This is a genomic window from Microbacterium sp. NPDC087592, from assembly GCF_044743585.1.
Lineage (GTDB): Bacteria > Actinomycetota > Actinomycetes > Actinomycetales > Microbacteriaceae > Microbacterium.
In genome coordinates this window covers 411,163-431,128 of the sequence record NZ_JBIUWT010000002.1, presented here as the reverse complement: position 1 = coordinate 431,128, position 19,966 = coordinate 411,163, and the positions used below count along the sequence as shown (strand labels likewise).

At 68.0% G+C, this 19,966-nt stretch carries 23 protein-coding genes; 14 read left to right on the top strand and 9 right to left on the bottom strand.

The genetic code is table 11. From position 1 onward, the window contains the following. Nucleotides 1–21 precede the first annotated feature (21 nt). Together ACIOTO_RS15020 and ACIOTO_RS15015 are read left to right on the top strand one after the other, a co-directional pair. Nucleotides 22–270, top strand: coding sequence for an acyl carrier protein (locus tag ACIOTO_RS15020; RefSeq protein ID WP_017830435.1), 249 nt, complete (start codon nucleotides 22–24; stop codon nucleotides 268–270). A 93-nt stretch (nucleotides 271–363) separates the two neighbouring features. Further along, on the top strand, nucleotides 364–1,602 hold the full coding sequence (locus ACIOTO_RS15015; protein ID WP_400858447.1) for a beta-ketoacyl-[acyl-carrier-protein] synthase family protein: 1,239 nt from the start codon (nucleotides 364–366) through the stop codon (nucleotides 1,600–1,602). A 76-nt stretch (nucleotides 1,603–1,678) separates the two neighbouring features. Here the strand turns inward: ACIOTO_RS15015 and ACIOTO_RS15010 are convergent, their stop codons facing one another. Next, nucleotides 1,679–2,344: a YitT family protein gene (locus ACIOTO_RS15010; protein ID WP_400858446.1), complete on the bottom strand. Its 666-nt coding sequence runs from the start codon at nucleotides 2,342–2,344 to the stop codon at nucleotides 1,679–1,681. A 95-nt stretch (nucleotides 2,345–2,439) separates the two neighbouring features. On the opposite strand from ACIOTO_RS15010, the gene ACIOTO_RS15005 reads away from it, so the two are divergent. Next, nucleotides 2,440–3,843 carry a PLP-dependent aminotransferase family protein gene (locus ACIOTO_RS15005; RefSeq protein ID WP_400858445.1) on the top strand — a complete coding sequence of 468 codons (1,404 nt, stop codon included), beginning with the start codon at nucleotides 2,440–2,442 and terminating at the stop codon, nucleotides 3,841–3,843. A 150-nt stretch (nucleotides 3,844–3,993) separates the two neighbouring features. Here the strand turns inward: ACIOTO_RS15005 and ACIOTO_RS15000 are convergent, their stop codons facing one another. Both ACIOTO_RS15000 and ACIOTO_RS14995 read right to left on the bottom strand, forming a co-directional pair. Continuing rightward, on the bottom strand, nucleotides 3,994–4,497 hold the full coding sequence (locus ACIOTO_RS15000; RefSeq protein WP_029261782.1) for a DUF3145 domain-containing protein: 504 nt from the start codon (nucleotides 4,495–4,497) through the stop codon (nucleotides 3,994–3,996). A gap of 172 nt (nucleotides 4,498–4,669) precedes the next feature. Then, nucleotides 4,670–5,443: a hypothetical protein gene (locus ACIOTO_RS14995; protein ID WP_029261781.1), complete on the bottom strand. Its 774-nt coding sequence runs from the start codon at nucleotides 5,441–5,443 to the stop codon at nucleotides 4,670–4,672. A 176-nt stretch (nucleotides 5,444–5,619) separates the two neighbouring features. On the opposite strand from ACIOTO_RS14995, the gene ACIOTO_RS14990 reads away from it, so the two are divergent. From ACIOTO_RS14990 to ACIOTO_RS14980, 3 genes are read left to right on the top strand one after another with little or no spacing between them, the layout of a single operon-like run. Beyond that, nucleotides 5,620–7,623, top strand: a complete 2,004-nt coding sequence (locus ACIOTO_RS14990; protein WP_400858444.1) for a DUF262 domain-containing protein — start codon at nucleotides 5,620–5,622, stop codon at nucleotides 7,621–7,623. Further along, nucleotides 7,620–8,873 (top strand): alpha/beta fold hydrolase, encoded by a 1,254-nt coding sequence (locus ACIOTO_RS14985; protein ID WP_400858443.1) that lies wholly within the window; start codon nucleotides 7,620–7,622, stop codon nucleotides 8,871–8,873. Before ACIOTO_RS14990 ends, ACIOTO_RS14985 begins: the two co-directional genes overlap by 4 nt. Nucleotides 8,874–8,928: 55 nt before the next feature. Further along, the gene (locus ACIOTO_RS14980) at nucleotides 8,929–9,213 is read left to right on the top strand and encodes a hypothetical protein (protein ID WP_105710066.1); all 285 of its coding nucleotides are present in this window, start codon (nucleotides 8,929–8,931) and stop codon (nucleotides 9,211–9,213) included. Between the two features lie 75 nt (nucleotides 9,214–9,288). Here ACIOTO_RS14980 and ACIOTO_RS14975 read toward each other — a convergent pair whose 3' ends face one another. The 3 genes from ACIOTO_RS14975 to glgA form a co-directional block, all read right to left on the bottom strand. Beyond that, a complete protein-coding gene (locus ACIOTO_RS14975) occupies nucleotides 9,289–9,546 on the bottom strand; it encodes a type B 50S ribosomal protein L31 (protein WP_028501712.1) in 258 nt (85 codons plus the stop codon). A gap of 91 nt (nucleotides 9,547–9,637) precedes the next feature. After that, nucleotides 9,638–10,423 (bottom strand): ABC transporter ATP-binding protein, encoded by a 786-nt coding sequence (locus ACIOTO_RS14970; protein ID WP_029261777.1) that lies wholly within the window; start codon nucleotides 10,421–10,423, stop codon nucleotides 9,638–9,640. Nucleotides 10,424–10,440: 17 nt separating this feature from the next. Continuing rightward, a complete protein-coding gene (glgA, locus tag ACIOTO_RS14965) occupies nucleotides 10,441–11,625 on the bottom strand; it encodes a glycogen synthase (protein ID WP_400858442.1) in 1,185 nt (394 codons plus the stop codon). A gap of 46 nt (nucleotides 11,626–11,671) precedes the next feature. Between glgA and glgC the strand changes: the two genes are divergently transcribed. Genes glgC through ACIOTO_RS14950 form a run of 3 tightly spaced genes read left to right on the top strand, consistent with a single transcriptional unit; the run spans nucleotide 11,672 to nucleotide 14,335 of the window. Next, complete coding sequence (gene glgC, locus ACIOTO_RS14960) at nucleotides 11,672–12,913, top strand: glucose-1-phosphate adenylyltransferase (protein ID WP_029261775.1); 1,242 nt, start codon at nucleotides 11,672–11,674, stop codon at nucleotides 12,911–12,913. Between the two features lie 47 nt (nucleotides 12,914–12,960). Beyond that, nucleotides 12,961–13,596 carry a phosphoserine phosphatase SerB gene (gene serB, locus ACIOTO_RS14955; RefSeq protein ID WP_029261774.1) on the top strand — a complete coding sequence of 212 codons (636 nt, stop codon included), beginning with the start codon at nucleotides 12,961–12,963 and terminating at the stop codon, nucleotides 13,594–13,596. Nucleotides 13,597–13,639: 43 nt separating this feature from the next. After that, nucleotides 13,640–14,335 carry an alpha/beta fold hydrolase gene (locus ACIOTO_RS14950; protein WP_400858441.1) on the top strand — a complete coding sequence of 232 codons (696 nt, stop codon included), beginning with the start codon at nucleotides 13,640–13,642 and terminating at the stop codon, nucleotides 14,333–14,335. Between the two features lie 15 nt (nucleotides 14,336–14,350). Here ACIOTO_RS14950 and ACIOTO_RS14945 read toward each other — a convergent pair whose 3' ends face one another. Then, on the bottom strand, nucleotides 14,351–15,061 hold the full coding sequence (locus ACIOTO_RS14945; protein ID WP_029261772.1) for a beta-ketoacyl-ACP reductase: 711 nt from the start codon (nucleotides 15,059–15,061) through the stop codon (nucleotides 14,351–14,353). Nucleotides 15,062–15,224: 163 nt separating this feature from the next. On the opposite strand from ACIOTO_RS14945, the gene ACIOTO_RS14940 reads away from it, so the two are divergent. Genes ACIOTO_RS14940 through ACIOTO_RS14925 form a run of 4 tightly spaced genes read left to right on the top strand, consistent with a single transcriptional unit; the run spans nucleotide 15,225 to nucleotide 17,292 of the window. Continuing rightward, the gene (locus tag ACIOTO_RS14940; RefSeq protein ID WP_400858440.1) at nucleotides 15,225–15,893 is read left to right on the top strand and encodes a DUF4190 domain-containing protein; all 669 of its coding nucleotides are present in this window, start codon (nucleotides 15,225–15,227) and stop codon (nucleotides 15,891–15,893) included. A 51-nt stretch (nucleotides 15,894–15,944) separates the two neighbouring features. Continuing rightward, the gene (locus tag ACIOTO_RS14935; RefSeq protein ID WP_029261771.1) at nucleotides 15,945–16,292 is read left to right on the top strand and encodes a DUF3099 domain-containing protein; all 348 of its coding nucleotides are present in this window, start codon (nucleotides 15,945–15,947) and stop codon (nucleotides 16,290–16,292) included. Continuing rightward, a complete protein-coding gene (locus tag ACIOTO_RS14930; protein WP_029261770.1) occupies nucleotides 16,289–16,483 on the top strand; it encodes a hypothetical protein in 195 nt (64 codons plus the stop codon). Before ACIOTO_RS14935 ends, ACIOTO_RS14930 begins: the two co-directional genes overlap by 4 nt. Beyond that, nucleotides 16,480–17,292 carry an SURF1 family protein gene (locus tag ACIOTO_RS14925; RefSeq protein WP_400858439.1) on the top strand — a complete coding sequence of 271 codons (813 nt, stop codon included), beginning with the start codon at nucleotides 16,480–16,482 and terminating at the stop codon, nucleotides 17,290–17,292. Before ACIOTO_RS14930 ends, ACIOTO_RS14925 begins: the two co-directional genes overlap by 4 nt. A gap of 15 nt (nucleotides 17,293–17,307) precedes the next feature. Here ACIOTO_RS14925 and ACIOTO_RS14920 read toward each other — a convergent pair whose 3' ends face one another. Together ACIOTO_RS14920 and abc-f are read right to left on the bottom strand one after the other, a co-directional pair. Further along, complete coding sequence (locus ACIOTO_RS14920; protein WP_400858597.1) at nucleotides 17,308–17,436, bottom strand: pyridoxine 5'-phosphate oxidase C-terminal domain-containing protein; 129 nt, start codon at nucleotides 17,434–17,436, stop codon at nucleotides 17,308–17,310. A gap of 148 nt (nucleotides 17,437–17,584) precedes the next feature. Further along, entirely contained in the window at nucleotides 17,585–19,183 is a 1,599-nt protein-coding gene (gene abc-f / locus ACIOTO_RS14915; RefSeq protein WP_029261766.1) for a ribosomal protection-like ABC-F family protein, read from the bottom strand. A 163-nt stretch (nucleotides 19,184–19,346) separates the two neighbouring features. Here abc-f and ACIOTO_RS14910 point away from each other — a divergent pair, with 163 nt between their 5' ends. Beyond that, a complete protein-coding gene (locus ACIOTO_RS14910; RefSeq protein ID WP_400858438.1) occupies nucleotides 19,347–19,964 on the top strand; it encodes a DedA family protein in 618 nt (205 codons plus the stop codon). The last annotated feature ends 2 nt before the right edge of the window (nucleotides 19,965–19,966 follow it).

The following is a 19,966-nucleotide window of genomic DNA, read 5'->3' as shown; positions in this document are numbered from 1 at the left end:
CGTAAGAAAGAGGAAGACCACATGGCTTTCACCAACGATGAGGTCCTCGCAGGCCTCGCAGAGCTCATCACCGACGAGACCGGCATCAACGCCTCCGAGGTCGCCCTCGAGAAGTCGTTCACCGATGACCTCGACATCGACTCCATCTCGATGATGACGATCGTCGTCAACGCCGAGGAGAAGTTCGGCGTCACCATCCCCGACGACGAGGTCAAGAACCTGAAGACCGTCGGCGACGCCGTCAGCTTCATCGTCGCGGGCCAGGAGTAATCCCGGCAGGATGCCACCCCCCACCTCGCGGGGAGTGGCATCCTCCGCCCTGCCCTCTCACCCCCTTCGACGTTCGACAAGGAACCACACCCCATGACCAAGCGCATCGTCGTCACCGGCATCGGCGCCACATCCGCCATCGGCGGAACGGCCCCGGAGAACTGGACGAACCTGCTGGCCGGAATGTCCGGCACCCGCACGCTCGAACACGACTGGGTTCAGCAGTACGAGCTGCCCGTCACGTTCGCCGCCGAGGCGATCGTGCGCCCGGAAGAGGTGCTCCCCCGCCACGAGGCCAAGCGCCTGGATCCGTCGTCGCAGTTCGCCCTCATCGCGGCCCGCGAGGCATGGGCCGACGCCGGTTCCCCCGAGGTCGCGCCCGAGCGCCTCGGCATCGACTTCGCCACCGGCATCGGTGGCCTCTGGACCCTCCTGGACGCCTGGGACACGCTTCGCGAGAAGGGCCCGCGACGCGTCATGCCGCTCACGGTCCCGATGCTCATGCCGAACGCCGCGGCGGGCAACCTCTCGCTGCAGTTCGAGGCTCGCGCCTATGCGCAGACCGTCGTCAGTGCGTGCGCCTCCAGCACGGAGTCGATCATCCACGCTTTTCACCACCTGCAGGACGGCCTCGCGGACGTCGTGATCGCCGGTGGCACCGAGTCCGCGATCCACCCGATCACGATGGCCTCGTTCGCATCGGCGCAGGCGCTGTCACGTCGGAACGACGACCCGGCACACGCCTCCCGCCCCGGTGCCATCGATCGTGACGGGTTCGTCATGGGCGAGGGCGCTGCCGTACTGATCCTCGAGACCGAGGAGCACGCCAAGGCGCGCGGCGCCAAGATCTACGGCTACGTGCTCGGCGGCGGAGTCACTGCCGACGCGTACCACATCACCGGGAACGACCCCGAGGGCAGCGGCGCGGCGCGGGCCGTCACGCAGGCGCTCGACGAGGCCGGCGTGACCGCTGACCAGGTCACGCACATCAACGCGCACGCGACGTCGACCCCGGTCGGCGACCCGAACGAGTACGTCGCTCTCAAGAAGGTCTTCGGCGACCGGATCAACGAGATCCCCGTGTCCGCGACGAAGGCCTCCACCGGACACCTGCTCGGTGGCACGGGGGCACTCGAAGCGATCTTCTCGCTTCTCGCGCTGCGTGATCGCGTCGCTCCGCCGACCATCAACATGACCGAGCCCGACCCGGCGGTTCCTTTCCGTCTTTCCGGCGAGGCCACGCCGCTCGGCGACGGCCCCCAGATCGCCATCAGCAACTCGTTCGGTTTCGGCGGACACAACGCCGTTCTGGTCGTCGCCAGCGCCGACTGACCCTGCATACGCGAAGAGAGGCCCCCGGGATCCCGGGGGCCTCTCTTCGCGCAACAGGACCGGAGTCCGAAGCCGCTCAGACGGCGCGCAGTGCCCCGAGCTGACGCGAACGGGCTTCACGGATGCGCATGATGCGGGGCAGGAACCACCCGATCAGCGGACCGACTCCGAAGGCGAAGAGCACCGTTCCGACGCCCACCGGGCCGCCGAGGAGGAAGCCGACGAGCAGCACACTTCCCTCGATCATGGTGCGGACGAGCCACACCGCCCATCCGGTGCGGCGGACCAGCCCCGTCATCAGGCCATCGCGCGGCCCAGGCCCGAAGTCCGCAGCGATGTAGAGGCCCGTCGCGAAGGCGAGGAGCAGGAGCCCGAAGACGAACATGGGGGCACCGATCCACACCGAAGAGGGCTGCGGGATCAGGAAGAGCGCCAGATCGGCGCTCGGGCCGACCAGGAGCGCGTTCAGCACCGTGCCGAGCCCCACCCGCTGACGCAGCGGGATCCACAGCAGCAGCACGACGATCGAGACGAGCACGGTCATGGCTCCGTATCCGACGCCTGTCTGCCCCGCCAGGCCCAGCGCCAGAACATCCCACGGCGCCACACCGATGCCGCCTCGTACCATGAAGCCGAGTGCCACACCGTAGAGGAACAGACCGACGAGAAGCTGCACGAGCCGCTCGACGAGGTCACGCCGGCTGGTGGCGGCTATGGGGAGGAACAGAGAACGGAGGAACATCCTCCTACTCTGGCCCGTGGACCACGGTCCGACGCGAAGCCACTCGCCGCAAAGTGGCCTGCGCATATCAGACCACTTTGCGCCATGCTGGAGGCATGGGATCACGGCTCGTCGAACAGCTCGGAGTGGATAACGTCGCGGGCACCGCAGCGACGGCGCTCGCCGACCGCATCAGGGCGCTAATCCTCGACGGCCGTCTCACGGTCGGCGAGCGTCTGCCGAGTGAGCGGGCGCTCGCGCTCGAACTGCGCCGATCACGCTCGACGATCACCCGCACCTACGGCCTGCTGGAGGCCGACGGCTACGTCTCCCGCCTGCACGGAGGAAGCACCCGGGTCACGCTGCCGCACGGTCGCACCGCTGCGGGCGCGGACGCCGACGACGACGCCATCGACCTCTCGATCGCCTCGATGGATTCGACACCCGGCCTGTACGACGCGACAGTCCGCTCCCTTCCCCGCCTCGCGGCCCTGCGCGGCACCAGCGGGTATTCGCTCCGCGGGCTCCCTGAGCTCCGTGAAGCCGTCGCCCAGCGGTTCCGCGATCGCGGAGCACCGACCTCCGCCGACGAGATCATCATCACGTCGGGGGCGCTCAACGCCGTGAACCTGATCCTCACGGCCATCGGGCGTCGCGGTGAAAGGGCACTGGTCGAGCAGCCGACGTTCCCCCACGCGCTCGAGGCGCTGCACCGGCACGGATACCGACTGGTGCCCACGCCCGTCGACGTCGACGGCTGGGACACCCGGCATCTGAACGAGACACTTCTCGGTTCCCGCCCGCACATCGCCTACCTCATCCCCGACTTCCACAACCCCACCGGCGCGACGCTTCCCGATGACGAGCGCTCGCGGATCGTGACGACGGCTCGGAACGTCGGCACCCACCTCATCGTCGACGAGACGACCGCAGAACTCGACATCGATCGCGGATGGGCACCTGCGCCGATGGCTGCGAGCGGACCGAATGTCATCACCGTCGGATCGATGTCGAAGATCGCCTGGGGCGGTATGCGCATCGGCTGGATCCGCGCGGAGCGCTCTGTGATCGCGCGACTGCTCGCCGTGCGCCCCTCCTTCGAGTTGGGCACCGCCCTGCTGGAGCAGTGCATCGCCGTGGAGCTGTTGGACGACATGCCGGCGTTGACGTCTCACGTTCGCCGCAGGTTGCGCGCAGGGCGCGACGCGGTCGAGCGCGGCGTCTCAGGGATCGCCGGGTTCCGGATGCCGTCTACGCCCGGCGGCCTCTCGGCCTGGATCGACATTGGGGCGCCGCTCTCCACCTCCCTCTCCCTGGCTGCGCGAGAGCATGGTCTCGTCTTGCCGCCGGGCCCCCGCTTCACGACCGGCGGCGTGCTCGAACGTCGGCTGCGCATCCCCATCACTCTCCCGCCGGAGCGGACGACCGAAGCCATGCAACGACTGGCTCTCGCCTGGGAAGACGTGCGCGGCGGCGCGCACTCGCGCACCCACGAGCTGCAGCACACCGCCGTCATCTGACCGGCGAGCCACCTCTGCACGACGAGGACCCCGCCTCTTTTCGGGGCGGGGTCCTCGTCGTGCGGAGCGGGGATACGTCTTCTCAGCGTCCGGGATGATTCACCGGCATCCGATACTCACGCCTCCCCCGCTCCCGGTCTGTGGTGTCGGCTAGCCGACCTTGTGGAGCCAGACGACTCTGGCGTCGTCGCTCGCGTGCCGGAACGGCTCCAGTTCCTCGTCCCAGGCGGACCCGAGCGCGATGTCCAGCTCGCGCTGCAACTCGATCGCACTGCCCGCGGCGATCTCCATCGCGTAGCGGATCCGGTCCTCGCCGATGACGATGTTGCCGGCGGCATCCGTCTGGGCGTAATGGATACCCAAGTCGGGAGTGTGCAGCCAGCGTCCGCCGTCGCTGCGCGGAGTGGGGTCCTCGGTCACCTCGAACCGCAGATGCTCCCACCCGCGGATGGACGTCGCGAGAGCAGCACCCGTGCCGACAGGGCCGTCCCAGTAGAACTCGGCCCGCCGGGCACCCTCGAGGACGGGCTGAGCGGTCCAGTCGAAATTCACCGCACGCCCGATAGCGCGACCCACCGCCCATTCGAGGTGTGGGCAGAGCGCGCGAGGCGCAGAGTGGATGAACACCACTCCGCGTGAGTAAGCCGTCGCCATGATCTCTCCGTTTCATCAGGTGCGTCTTCCCCAACGACCTGAACCACGAAGTGGCGAGAATATGCGGTTGTGGGCCCATTCTCGCCGAGATCTCCTGAAATCACAAGCATGTGATTCGACGACGAAGGCCCCGGTCACAGGGACCGGGGCCTTCGCAGTGCTCAGAAGAGGATCAGGCCTCGCTCATGGCCTGCTTGACCTGCTGGCCCTTCGCCGCGTAGTACGCCGCACGTGCAGCGTCCTTGCGCGCCTGCTCCGCGTAGCCGAACTCCAGCGTCTCCTGGTCGACCTCGTAGTTGGGGACATCGTCAGTGCCGTTGTACTTCTCGATGTAGGCGTCGAGCTCGGGGCCCGAGGTCCACGACGTGATGAGGCAGTAGCGCGGCTCGGTGCCGTTGTGCGTGGCCGCGTGCCACAGGCGCTGAGTGTCGACGATGAGCTGCGCGCCGGCCGGAAGAGCGATGCGGTACTCGATGCTCGGGTCGGTGCGGTTCTCGCGCAGGACGAAGTAGCTGTCCTTGTCGTCCGTCAGGTTGAAGAAGCCGCGGACCACCCAGCCGGTACCGTCGGGGTTCAGACGGTTGTTGTCGTCCTGGTGCAGGTTGTAGAGGCACTCGCCGTAGGGGGTCGGCTGCAGCTCGATCACGCGGCACCGGCCGACGTTGGCGCCGGGCTCCTGCGCGCGACGCGTCAGGTTCGGAGCCTTCTCGGTCTGCGAATCGATCCAGACGCCGTCCTTGTCGGTGCGCGGCGGCTTGTGGTTCCAGAAGCCGTTGCACTCGATGTCGCCGAAGGCACTGGCGAGCGGCGCGAAGCGGGTGTCACCCGACGACTTCCAGTCGTTGTACTCGATGTCGAGCCATTCCTTGGGGTCGAGCTCCTGGTTGTAGCTGTCGAGGACGACGAATCCCTTTTCCTCGAGGGCAGCGGACTTGATGTAACCCATGATCGAGTCATGTTCCTTTCATCGGGGGCCAGCACGTTTTAACAGGCCCTGATAAGGCAAGCCTAACAGCGAAGCCCGCGAGCCCTTCGGAGGTCGGCCGTGGATAACCGAATAGACTGATCGGGGCGCCCGGCGAGTCCTCGGCACCCGTCGCTACGGGAGGACGAGACACCAGTATGAGCACCGCGACCAACGTCGAGGCGACAGCAGTCAACACGATCGAGTGGCTCGCGGCGGGCAGCACCACCATCGTCGTCCCCGTGTATCAGCGGCAGTACCGCTGGGACATCGGCGGGTGCGAGCGTCTCCTCTCCGACATCCGCGCCGTCGCGCGGGAGGACGACGCCCACCGCCACTTCATCGGCTCGATCCTCTCCGCCGAAGACGGCACGTCGACCGATTCCGACCTGATCCTCATCGACGGTCAGCAGCGCATCACCACGCTGATGCTGCTGGTCGCCGCGCTGCACCATGCGATCCGCGACACCGATGCCGCTCTGGCCGCCTCGTTGGAACGCGTGCTCGTACGCTCGGACGACCCCGGCCGCACCAAGCTGCGCCCGCACGATGCGTGGGCCGAGTTGTACGAGTCCGTCGTGCTCGACCGCCGCGACGACGCGGACCGCGAATCCCGCTTCGACGACAACTACGCCTTCTTCCGCAGTCAGATCCACGTTGACGAGGTTCCCCTCATCTGGCGTGGGCTGCAGAAGCTCGAGCACGTGTCGATCACCCTCGGAGCCCAGGCGAACGCCCAGCAGATCTTCGAGAGCCTGAACTCCACGGGCGAGCCGCTGCGCGACCACGAGCTCATCCACAACTACATCCTGATGGGGCTCAGCCACGCGGAGCAGGTCGACGTCGAAGCCCGGTTCTGGGTGCCGATCGAGCATCACACCGGTGAGGCCATCGGCGCGTTCTGGCGGCACTACCTCGTGCTCGTCACCGGCCGCGAGGTGGCGGCGAACGGCGAGCACGGCGTGTACAGCGCGTTCCGGCAGTCCTTCCCCCGCGTCGACGTCACCCACCTGCAGGCAGACGCGGAAGAGTGGCGGCACTACGCAGAGGTATACGGCATCCTCCTCGATCCCTCACGGGAGAAAGACCCGGAGATCGCGCAGCAGCTGCGGCACGTCAACACCTTCGGGCGCTCGTCGTACCCCCTCGTGCTGAGCGTGTACAGCGATCACGCGCGGGGCGTCATCGACCGCGCCGAACTCCTCGAGACGCTGGAGTGGATCCAGGCGCTGTACCTCCGCCGCGCGCTGGTCAACCTTCCGGCCGAGAGGCTGATCGCCAGGCTCTGCCGCGCACGCCGGGAAGGTCGCGATTCGCTCGCCCGCGCCTTCGCGCGGATCACCCCCTCCGACGAGCGTGTGAGCGCGGTACTGAAGTACAGCGAGCTCCCCCACCCCGCGTACGTGCTCGGTCGCCTGGAAGGCGTCGGCGATGTCGACGGGTTCGACGTGGAGCACATCGTGCCCACTGTCCCCGGCGACGCCTGGTCGGGAGACGGAGAACGCCCCTGGAACGAGTACTCCGAGGACGAACAGAACAGCCATCGCGCGCTCGCCCCGACTCTCGGCAACCTGACCCTGCTCGAGCAGCCGTTGACCGAGCGCGTGTTCGGCGCCGCCTTCCCCGTCAAGCGAGATGAGGCGTATGCCCGCAGCGCGGTGCCGGCGACCCGCGAGCTGGCCGAGGTCCCGACGTGGAACACGGCCGCCATCACCCAGCGCACGGTCGCCCTCACCGCCGACCTGATCCGCATCTGGGCGCGACCGGCACTGCCGGAGATCGACGACGACGGCCTGACCCCGATCCTGGATGCCGTGCGCCGTCGCGGCTGGCCGACCGGCTGGGAACGCGAGTTCGACTACGTCGAGTACCGCGGTGAGCGCTGGGAGGTCCCCGACGTGAAGTACCTCTTCAACCGGGTCTTCCGACGCGCGTGGACCGACACGAGGGCCGCTGCCCTCGCCTACTGTGCCGCCCACGGCGGGCCGATCTACCAGGGCATGGCGTGGAAGGGGCAGTGGGACGCGCTCGACGAATCCCACTTCCTCTACATGGGCTGGGACTCCAACTACATGATGACCGCTGTGCAGGGGGTGCTCGAGGAGTCGGGCATCGCCTCGGAGGTCTTCGTCAAGTACTCCTACATCGGGAATGTGATGTGATCATGACCACCGTCGTCCGCAAGCTGCTGGATCTCACCGTCGAAGAGCACACGCTCACCGTCCCTCTCGTATGGGGCGATCCCGCCGACTCCCGCACCATCGACATCTTCGCGCGCGTGGTCGCCCGCGAAGGCGGTGAGACCCTCCCCTATCTGGTCTTCCTGCAGGGCGGACCAGGGCACGAAGCTCCCCGCCCGTTCCATTCTTCGACGTCGCCGGCCTGGCTGGATGAAGCTCTCGCCCACTACCGTCTGGTGCTCCTCGACCAGCGCGGCACCGGGCAATCGACCCCGGTCGGCGATCATGATCTCGCCCGCGGCGCCGAGGCCGTGGCCGAGCACCTGACCCACCTGCGCGCCGACTCGATCGTGCGCGACTGCGAGGCGATCCGCGAACACCTGGGAGCTGTCACCTGGAGCGTGCTCGGGCAGTCCTTCGGCGGCTTCACGACGCTGGCCTACCTCTCGACGGACGCGTCCTCGCTGCAGGACGTCTTCATCACGGGCGGACTCAGCGCGATCGGGCGCCACCCCGATGATGTGTACGCGCTCTGCTACGAGAAGATGCGCACGACCTCCGAGCGTTACTACCGTCGGTTCCCGGAGCACCGCGACGCCATGCGGCGACTCGTCGATCTGGCAGACGCCGGCGACATCGTCCTCCCCGACGGCGAGGTCGTGTCCCGATCGCGGTTGCGATCGATGGGCTCGGCCCTCGGCACGAACGACGGCTGGCAGACCGTCTGGTCGTTGCTCGAGCGTGACCCTTCCTCCTATGCCTTCCGGCACGACCTGATGCACGCGATGCCGTTCGACGGCCGCAATCCGCTGTATTTCGCGTTCCACGAGTCCAGCTACGCCGACGGCCACGCCACCCGATGGTCGGCCGAACGCACAGAGCCCTCCGACTTCCGCGACGACCCGACGCTCTTCACGGGCGAGCACATCCGGCGCGACTGGACCGAGACGGTTCCCGCCTTCCGCCCCTGGCGTGACGTCACCCTCGCGCTCGCGGAGTACGAATGGCCGAGCATCTACGACGCCGAGGCGATCGCCGCGTCCGGGGCTACGGGCGCCGCCGCCGTCTATGTCGACGACGTGTACGTCCCGATGGAGTTCTCGCTCGAGACAGCACGCCTGCTACCCGGCGTGAAGCTGTGGGTGACCAGCGAGCACGAGCACAACGGGCTGCGCTCGGGTCCCGTGCTGTCGCGCCTCATCGACCTGGCGCAGGGCCGCCGCCTGCGCTGAGGATCTCCGCCTCGAGGAGGATGCCGCTCTTCTCCGTCACGCCTATCCTGAAGTCATGAAGGACGTGATGGCGTGGGCGACCGTGATCATCGTGCTGGGCATGGGCCCCGCTCTGCTGATCTTCGGGATGATGCACACCTTCTCGCGGAAGCCGGTCGAGGAGAAGTACGAGCACGTCGCCAACGGCGGCCTCGTCGGCGTCTTCGACAGCGTCTGGTCGCCCAGTGCCCATGAGGCGAACCAGGAACGCGACCGGCAGACGCAGCGGACGGCACCGGCGCCCTCGCCCGGCGACCCGCCGAGCCGCATCGACTCCGGCCGTATCGTCATCGACGTCTGAGACCGTCCCAGAGCCCTCGAGGAACGAAGAAGGCCCCACGCTCCGAGGAGCGTGGGGCCTTCTTTGTGGCAGTCGTTACTTGGACGAGCCGCCGAAGCCCTTGAAGCGCTGGTTGAACTTCTCGACGCGGCCGGCCGAGTCCATGATGCGCTGCTTGCCCGTGTAGAACGGGTGCGACGCGGACGAGATCTCGACATCGATGACGGGGTACTCCACGCCGTCCAGCTCGATGGTCTTGTCGCCGGTCACGGTCGAACGGGTGAGGAACGTCTCGCCCGAGCCCAGGTCGCGGAACACGACAGCCTTGTACTCGGGGTGAATGTCAGTCTTCATGGGATTCCTTAGTTGCTGCCCTGGATTGTGCCAGGGACGAGGGAAGTCTGCGGTGCGGAGAGCACCAAGGATCGATTCTATCAGACCTGGATCAGGATGCTGCGCGGGCGGCGTAGCGGCCGTCTTCGCTGCTGAGCACGATGGGCATGCCGAACGTGTCGGTGAGTGCCTCGGCCGTGAGCGTCTCGGCGATCGGTCCGGCCGCGACGATCGCTCCGTCGCGAATCAGCATCACGTGCGTGAAGCCCACCGGGATCTCCTCGACGTGGTGCGTCACCATCAGCATCGCCGGCGTCGTCGGCGAGGAAGCGTACCCGCTGAGCAGCGCCAGCAGCTCTTCTCGCGATCCGAGATCGAGCGAGGCGGTCGGCTCGTCCAGCAGCAGCAGCTCCGGATCGGTCATCACGGCGCGCGCGATCTGCACGCGCTTCTGCTCGCCATCGCTCAGCGTGCCGAACGTGCGGTCCGCCAGGTGGTCGAGGCGCCAGTCGGCGAGGACGCGGAGCGCGCGGCGCTCATCGATGTCCTCGTAGTTCTCGTTCCAGCGACCGAGCACCGAGTATGCGGCGGTGAGCACGGTGTTGAGGACCGTCTCGTCGCGGGGAACGCGCTTGGCCATCGCGGACGAGGCGAACCCGATGCGCGGGCGCACCTCGAACACGTCGGTGCGGCCCAGAGTCTCGCCCAGCACGGTCACGGTGCCCGAGGTCGGGTGCATGAGGGTGTCGGCCAGCTGCAGGAGGGTGGTCTTGCCCGCCCCGTTCGGTCCGAGGATCACCCATCGCTGATCGTCGTCGACCTCCCAGGTCACGTGATCGATGATGTTGCGTCCTTCACGGCGCACGACGACGTCGGTGAATTCCAGAGCGCTCGGCATGGTTCCAGCCTATCGGCTCAGGCGGTGAGCTCCGCGTAGAGCGCGCGCGTCGTCTCCGCGATCGCGGCCCAGCTGAAGTCGTCCCGCGCGCGCTCGCGTCCGGCCTCACCGTAGGCCCGCGCGCGCTCCGGATCCATGGCGACCTCGGTGAGCACGGCGGCCAGGTCCGCCACGTAGCGCTCCGGATCCACCGGCGTGCCGGTGCCGTCCTGCAGCTGTTCGATCGGTACGAGCCGACCAGTGACGCCGTCGGACACGACCTCGGGGATGCCCCCGGTCGCGGTGCCGACGACCGCAGCGCCGCAGGCCATCGCCTCGAGGTTCACGATCCCGAGAGGTTCGTAGACGGAGGGACAGACGAAGGTCGTCGCCGCGGTGAGGATCGCCGACAGCTCATCGCGCGGCAGCATCCGCTCCACCCAGATGACGCCTTCACGCGTCTCCTGCAGAAGCCGCACTCCCTCTTGCACCTCGGCCATGATCTCCGGAGTGTCCGGGGCGCCGGCGCACAGGACGAGCTGCACCTCGGGCGGCAGGAGTCGGGCGGCCTGCAGCAGATACGGCAGACCCTTCTGCCGCGTGATCCGGCCGACGAACACGACGGAGGGACGTGCGGGATCCATTCCGATCGACCGGAGGAACTCCGCGTCCTGCACGGGACGCCAGCGTTCGACGTCGATGCCGTTGTGGATCACGCGGACCTTCGCAGGGTCCACCTGCGGATAGCTGCGGAGGATGTCGGCGCGCATGCCGGCGCTCACCGCGATCACCGCGGCGGCGTTCTCGTAGGCGAGTCGCTCGATGCCGCTGGAGATCGCGTACCCGCCGCCCAGCTGCTCGGCCTTCCATGGGCGGAGGGGCTCCAGGCTGTGCGCGGTGAGAACGTGCGGGATGCCGTGAAGCTGCGAGGCCAGGTGGCCGGCGAAGTTCGCGTACCAGGTGTGACTGTGGACGAGGTCGGCGTCGGCGATGGCGGCGACGATCTCGAGGTCTGTCCCCAGCGTCTGCAGCGCGGGGTTCGCTCCGGTGAGTTCCGCAGGCGTGCGATAGGCGAAGGTACCGGGTTCGTCGCGGGTCGCCCCGAACGCACGCACCCGCACGTCGACGTGCTCTCGAAGCGCGGCGACGAGTTCCGCCACATGCACTCCGGCACCGCCGTAGACCTCGGGCGGGTACTCCTTCGTGATCATTTCGACTCGCATGTCTGAACGCTAGTACAGCGGCCGGGAACGCATCTATGGTGGAGCCATGTCCGCTCCAAAGAAGGTCTTCGGGATCATCCTCGCCGGCGGCGAGGGCAAGCGCCTCATGCCGCTCACGGCGGATCGCGCGAAACCCGCAGTGCCGTTCGGCGGACAGTATCGCCTGATCGATTTCGCCATCTCGAACCTCATCAACTCCGGCCTACGGCAGATCGTCGTGCTGACGCAGTACAAGTCGCACAGCCTCGACCGGCACATCTCGCAGACCTGGCGGATGTCGGCGCTCCTCGACTCATACGTGACTTCGGTCCCCGCGCAGCAGCGACTCGGCAAGCGGTGGTTCTCGGGATCCGCCGACGCGATCCTGCAGAGCATGAACCTGATCAATGATGAGAAGCCCGACATCGTCGTGGTCATCGGCGCCGACCACGTGTACCGGATGGACTTCCGGCAGATGCTGGAGGCCCACATCGAATCCGGTGCGAAGGCGACCGTCGCCGGGATCCGCCAGCCCCTCGCCCTGGCTTCGCAGTTCGGGGTGATCGATGCCGATGCCGAGTCCGGGCGCATCAAGCAGTTCTTGGAGAAGCCGACCGACATCGCCGGCCTCGAGGATTCGCCGCACGAGGTGCTCGCCTCGATGGGGAACTACATCTTCGATGCCGACGCACTCATCGCCGCCGTCGAGGCCGACGGCGAGTCGCCGACCTCCGGGCACGACATGGGCGGCGACATCGTCCCGTACTTCGTCGACCGCGGCGAGGCCGGTTACTACGACATGAAGCAGAACGATGTGCCCGGCTCCTCCCCGCGCGATCGTTCCTACTGGCGGGACGTGGGGACGATCGACTCGTTCTTCGACGCGCACCGCGACCTGATCTCGACCCTGCCCGTGTTCAACCTCTACAACATGGAGTGGCCGATCCACTCGCAAGCGGTCAACTCGCCGCCCGCGAAGTTCGTGCGGGACTCGGTCGGGCGCATCGGGAATGCGATCGACTCGATCGTCTCGCTCGGATCGGTCCTGTCCGGCACCCATCTGGAACGCAGTGTGGTCGGCCCCTGGACGCTCGCCGGCGGCGGCTCGACCATCACGGACTCGGTGGTTTTCGACCACGTCCAGGTGGGACAGGGCGCGCGCATCCATCGGGCGATCCTCGACAAGAACGTGGTGCTGGCCGACGGGGCGACGGTGGGCGTCGATCGCGAGCGGGACCTCGCACGGGGTTTCACCGTGACGGAGTCCGGCATCACCGTCGTCGGCAAGGGCGTTTTCATCGAACGCTGACGCCGTCATGGCGCATCGGCCCGCCAGGTGATCGATAGGCTCGACGGGTGACCGCTGCGCGCTTCCTCGTCGTCCTCGATGCCGACTCCACCCTGATCCGCAACGAGGTGATCGAGCTGCTCGCCGACGAGGCCGGGCGCCGCGCGGAGGTGCAGGCGGCCACGGAGGCGGCCATGCGCGGCGAAGTCGACTTCTCCACGAGCCTTCGTTCCCGGGTCGCGGCCCTTCAGGGCGTGCCGGTCTCGGCATTCGAGCGGGTACGTGCACGGATCGAACCCACGCCCGGAGTGCGCGATCTCACCGCCGCCGTCCACGATCGCGGCGGTGTCGTCGGAGTCGTGTCCGGGGGGTTCCACGAGATCCTCGACCACATCGCGCCGGGGCTCGGGGTCGACCGGTGGCGCGCCAATCGCCTCGAAATCGCCGATGGGGAGCTCGCCGGTCGTGTCGACGGCGACATCGTCGACGGCGCGGTCAAGGCCACCTCGCTCCAGGAATGGGCGGCCGAGCTCGGCGTACCGTCGCACGCGACGATCGCGATCGGCGACGGCGCGAACGACCTGCAGATGATGGCGGTCGCCGGACTCGGCCTCGCCTTCAACGCGAAGCCCGCGGTTCGCGAAGCCGCGAGCCTCGTCATCGGACCGCAGGATCTGTCCGAGGTCATCGCGCTGCTCCCGTAGCCGAGACCTGGTGAATGTCGGTCGCCGCAGCTAGCGTCGGCTCATGGACATCATCCTCATCCCCGGACTCTGGCTCGACGCCTCGAGCTGGAACGACGTGATCCCCGCTCTCGAACGGGCAGGGCACCGCGTGCACGCCCTCACCATGCCAGGGCTCGGCGAACCCGCGACCGCCACCTCCGATGTCGGCATCGCGGACTGGGTCGACGCCGCGGTCGCCGCAGTCGATGAGGTCGACGGCGATGTCGTGGTCGTCGGACACAGCGGAGGTGGCAACGTCGCATGGGGTGTCGCCGATGCGCGCCCCGACCGCGTGAGCCGAGTGATCTTCGTCGACACCGTCCCTCCTCCGCCCGGAAACGGGATCAGCGAGTTCCCGATCGTCGACGGGGTCGTTCCGTTCCCCGGCTGGGACTTCTTCGAGGATGAAGACGTGCACGACCTCGACGAGGCCACACGCGCACGCACAGCGCCGCTCACGTCGAGCGTCCCCGCACGCGTGCCGACCGACGGCATCGCCCTCACCGACCCCGCACGCTATCGAGTGCCCGTCACACTGCTCATGGGCGATCTGGACCAGGCGACGTTCGAGGGGCTGATCGACCAGTGGGGCGCATTCGGCGAGGAGTACCGCGCGATCGAGGATGCGGAGGTCATCCGGATCGGCTCCGCCCACTGGCCGCAGTTCACCGTGCCGGATCGCCTCGGCGAACTCCTCACCGCAGCGATCTCGCGCTGATCGAACGGCGTGGGGTCAGTGCCCCATGCCGAGACCACCGTCGACGGGAATGACCGCACCAGAGATGTAGCCGGCATCGTCGCCCGCGAGCCAGGTCACGACGCCCGCGACCTCGTCGGGAGTGGCGAATCGTCCCGCCGGGATGTTCGCCTTGTACTGCTTCTGCGTCTCTTCCGGGAGCTCGGCCGTCATGTCTGTCTCGATGAATCCCGGGGCGACGACGTTGGCGGTGATCCCCCGCGCGCCGAGTTCGCGGGTGATCGAGCGGGCGAACCCGACGAGCGCGCTCTTCGACGCGGAGTAATTGACCTGACCCGCGGAACCGTAGAGCCCCACGACGCTCGAGATCAGGATGATGCGACCGAAACGTGCGCGGAGCATGCCCTTCGAGGCGCGCTTGACGACACGGAAGGTGCCTCCGAGGTTCGTCGCGACCACGCTGTCGAAGTCGTCCTCGCTCATGCGCAGGAGCAGCGTGTCCTTCGTGATGCCGGCGTTCGCGACGACGATCTCGACCGGACCGAGCTGCTGCTCCACCTCGGTGAACGCGGCGTCGAGAGCCGCGGCATCCGTCACGTCCGCACGGACGGTGAGCGTGCCCTCCGGTCCTTCCCCGCTGCGGGCGGTGACGGCGACCCGGTACCCGTCGCGCACGAAGCGCTCTGCGATGGCGCGGCCGATGCCGCGATTGCCGCCGGTGACGAGGACGACGCGCTCAGCACTCATGGGGGACACTCCTGATCTGGCCGGTCGGCCCGCGGTTCCGGGCCGTCATCGATCCTATCGACCATGCCGCTGCCGGCTGCGCCCGCGTGCCGGGTCGGCTGCATCCTGGTGTTTGACAGACGGGGACGCTGCTGGAACCCTGATCGAGACGAAAGGCTTCATCGTGAGCGACAACCGCATCCCCTCTCCCGGTGGCGAGCCGCCGTTGACACCGCCTCCTCCGCCCGCCGCCCCCACTGCCACGCCGGCGCTTCCCGCCGAACCGGTACGGCCCGGTCCGCAGCCGACACAGAGCCACCCGGGAGCCGCGCCGACCTATGCGCCTCCGGCGCACCCGGCCTACGGCGCGCAGCCGGCCGCGGCACCGCAGCCGGGATACGCTCCACCGCCCGCACCGCCCGGTTATGCCTCCCCTGCCGACTACGCCGCGCCCGCCTCTCAGCCCGGCTACGCCACACCTCCGGTACAGCCCGGCTACGCCCCGCCTGCCTCTCAACCCGGTTACGGCGCCTACCCGAGCGCGGGGTATCCCGCCGCCGCGTCTCGCCCCACCAGTCCGCTGGCTGTCACCTCACTCATCTGCGGCATCGCCGGGCTCGTCCTGATCTGGGCCATCATCCCGGTGCTGGCCTCGATCGCGGCCGTCATCACGGGGCACATGGCGCTCGGACAGATCAAGCGCCAACCCGGAGTCGGCGGGCGTGGGCTCGCCATCGCCGGTCTCATCCTCGGCTACGCGGTGGTCGCGATCGGTGCGTTCACGATCGTCAGCACCATCATCAGCTTCCTGTTCGTCGGGGTGTTCACCCTGCCGTTCCTGTTCTCGAGCTGAGTCGCCGAACGGCACGCCGGGAGGGCTGCACCGGCGTAGGCTTGAGACATCGTGAAGAACGCGCGTCAAGTCCCGGCCGTCACCTCACTGCCGCAGTCTCCGCGGGATGAGGCTGATCATCGTGTGCGCCGTTATGCCTTGACGATGACCATCCGCATCGTGTGCTTCGGGCTCATGGTGCTCGTGCAGCCGTACGGCTGGTACACGTGGGTATTCGGGATCGCGGCCGCCGTACTGCCCTACATCGCGGTCGTCTTCGCGAACGCGGGAAGCGACAGCACTGAGGCCACAGCCGAGTCTCCGGTGCGCGAGCTCGACACCCCTCGACCTGCTCCGATCGAGACCGAAGCTCCGGCTCCGCAGGTGTTCACGATCCACGAAGGCCCGAAAGACCGATGACTGACCTCGAGTGCTCGCGCGCCGGCTGCCGGAGCGCGGCGACCAGACAAGTGGTGTGGCGCAATCCCCGCATCCATGCCGCCGATCGCGAGAAGGTGTGGCTGGCGTGTGACGAGCACGTGGACTTCCTCCGCGACTACCTGGCCGCACGGGACTTCCCGGTGACCGTCCGCGACGGTGTTCCCGCATGAGTCGACGTCTCACCCGGTGGGCGGTGTACGTGCTCATCGCCATCGGCTTCGCCATCGCGTGCGTCTTCCTGTCGAATTGGCAGTTCGAGCGGAACGAGACTCGTGCCGCCCAGATCGAACTCGTCGAGCAGAACTACGACGCGGACCCCGTTCCCCTCGCCGATGTCATCGGCGCTGACGGTGCGCTCGACCCCTCAGACGAGTGGCGCCCGGTGACGCTGCAGGGCGAGTACCTGGCCGACCAGCAACTGCTCGTGCGCAACCGACCGCACGGCGGTACGAGCGCCTTCGAGGTGCTGGTGCCGTTCCGCGACGCTGATGGTCGCGTGTTCATCGTCGATCGCGGCTGGGTGGCGCCGGGCGAGGGTGCGGAGCCCGACTCTGTGCCGTCCCCGCCGGAAGGCGAGGCCGAGGTCACGGTGCGCCTGCGGCCCGGGGAGCAGCTGCCCGCATCGGGCCGGGGCGCACCGGAAGGTCAGGTGCCGACCATCCATCTGCCCTCGATCGCCGCGCTGACCGACGGGGATGTGATCACCGGCGCCTACGGCCGCGTCGTGACCGAGGAGCCGGCCGGCGCCGGCGCGCTGGGGGGCTTCGACTCCCCCACCGACGACCCGGGCCCGCATCTCTCCTACGCGATCCAATGGATCCTGTTCGCCCTCATGGGCTTCATCTTCATCGGCTACATCATCCGGACCGAGATCGTGAAGCACCGTGAGGAAGTCGAGGGCGTCCCGACACCCGTGAAGACTCCACGGCGCAAGGATCACGACGCCGACGTCGAAGACGAGCTGCTCGACGTCCGCTGACCGACTCGTGCGGTGTCAGTCCGTCCAGGGCGTCATCGTGCATGCCCAGCCGGCATCCGTGCGCGCGTAGACGATCCGAGTGTGATCACGGTCCGGGGATCCCTGCCAGAACTCGACCCGATTCGGGACTATCCGCCAGAGCACCCAGGCCCCTGGGCTGACGCCCTCACGAGCCGCGGTGGAGCGCGCAGCGAGGTCGGCTGCGCTCTCGGCCGCCGATGCCTCGTGGACGCGGCCGCGCACACGAACGGCCCGGAGTTGCGGTTGCCACCAGAAGTTCAGCGTGCGCGCCTCAGGCGAGCTCGATGAGGTCCTGGTACTCCTGGCTCCAGATGTCTTCGACACCGTCAGGCAGGATGAGCACACGCTCGGGGTTGAGCGACTGCACGGCACCGGGATCGTGGGACACGAGGACCACAGCACCCTCGTAGTGCGCGAGCGCGCCGAGGATCTCCTCGCGCGAGGCGGGATCGAGGTTGTTGGTCGGCTCGTCGAGCAGCAGCAGGTTCGCCGAGGAGACGACGAGTGTGGCGAGCGACAGACGCGTCTTCTCTCCACCGGAGAGGACTCCCGCCGGCTTCAGCACGTCGTCGCCGGTGAACAGGAACGAGCCCAGCACCTTGCGCGCCTCGGTCTCGGTGATGTGCGGTGCGGCCGAGACCATGTTCTCGAGCACCGAACGGTTCACGTCGAGGTTCTCGTGCTCCTGCGCGTAGTAGCCGACCTTGAGGCCGTGCCCCGGCTCGAGCTGTCCGGTGTCGGGCTGGTCCACACCCGCGAGCATCCGCAGCAGCGTGGTCTTGCCCGCACCGTTGAGGCCGAGCACCACGACCTTGGAGCCGCGGTCGATCGCGAGATCGACATCGGTGAAGATCTCGAGCGACCCGTACGACTTCGAGAGCCCGCTCGCCATCATCGGCGTCTTGCCGCAGGGCGCCGGCTTCGGGAAGCGCAGCTTCGCGACCCGGTCTTCCTGGCGGACCTCGTCGAGTCCGGCCAGCAGCTTCTCGGCGCGCGCGATCATCTGGTGCGCCGCAGCCGCCTTGGATGCCTTCGCGCCGAAGCGTGCCGCCTGCAACTGCAGGGTCGTGGCCTTCTTCTCGGCGTTGGCGCGCTCCTTCTTGCGACGCTCCTCGTCGGCCACCCGCTGGCGCAGGTAGTTCTTCCAGTTCATGTTGTACGTGTCGATGATCTGGCGGTTCGCGTCGAGGTAGAACACGCGGTTGACGGTCTCGCCGACGAGCTCGACATCGTGGCTGATGACGATCAGGCCGCCCTTGTACCCCTTGAGGAACTCGCGGAGCCACACGACGCTGTCGGCGTCGAGGTGGTTGGTGGGCTCGTCGAGGATCATCGTCTGAGCATCGGAGAAGAGGATACGGGCGAGCTCGATGCGGCGACGCTGACCACCGGAGAGCGTCGACAACGGCTGATCCAGGATCCGGTCGGGAAGCGACAGGTTGTTCGCGATGGACGCCGCCTCGGCCTCCGCCGCGTAGCCGCCCTGGGCCTCGAACTGCTCGGTCAGGCGGGCGTAGCGCTTCATCGCCTTGTCGGCGACGGCGGGGTCGTCCGAGCCCATCGCGAGTGCCGCCTCGGTCATCCCGAGGTTCAGCTGCCCGAGTCCGCGGGCATCGAGGATGCGCGTGCGCGCCAGGTCTTCGGGGTTTCCGGAACGCGGGTCCTGCGGCAGGTAGCCGAGCTCGCCGGAACGCGTCACACTGCCGCCGGAGGGCAGGACGTCGCCCGCGAGCACCTTGGTGAGGGTGGTCTTGCCGGCCCCGTTGCGGCCGACGAGTCCGATCTTGTCTCCGTCGGCGACGCGGAACGAGACGTTCTCCATCAGCAGGCGCGCGCCAACGCGGATCTCGAGGTCGTGCACGGCAAGCACAGCGGACGTCCGTTCTTTCAGGGAGGGTGTTCGGCCGATCGGCCAGCCTCCCAGTATAAGCGCCGTGGCCGGGAGCGGCGGTCAGCAAGATCAGTCCGGAGGGTGAGACCCGCGATACCCCAGAGGGATGACCGCCCGGGTACGCGCTGCATAGCGTGCAGGAGTGGACATCCTCAACGAGCTCATCATGCAGGCCATCGCCTCGCCCTGGCTGTACCTGGTCCTGTTCACGGTCACCGTGATCGACGGCTTCTTCCCCCCGGTGCCGAGCGAGACGGTGCTCGTGGCGGCCGCGGCCGTCGCCGCGTCCACCGGCGACGGGAATCTGCTTCTCCTCGGTGCGGTCGCCGCGATCGGCGCGGCGATCGGCGACAACATCGCCTTCGTGATCGGCCGACGGCTCGGCACCACGCGCTTCGCCTGGATGAGACGCCCCCGTGTGGCGGCGACATTCGCCTACGCTCAGCAGGCGCTCGATCGGCGCAGCGCCACCCTCATCCTCGGCGCCCGCTACATCCCGGTCGGACGCGTCGCGGTCAACATGTCCGCCGGGGCTCTCGAGTTCCCGTGGCGGCGTTTCCTGCCTCTGAGTCTGATCGCCGGTGCCAGCTGGAGCGTCTTCAGCCTGGCGATCGGCCTGCTCGCCGGCGCCTGGATCAAGGACCAGCCGCTGCTGAGCGCCGGTATCGGCATCGTCATCGCGCTCGTGATCGGCTTCACGATCGACCGCATCGCCGCGGCCCGGCGCCGCCGCGCTCCCGCGCCGCAACTGGCAGGATGACA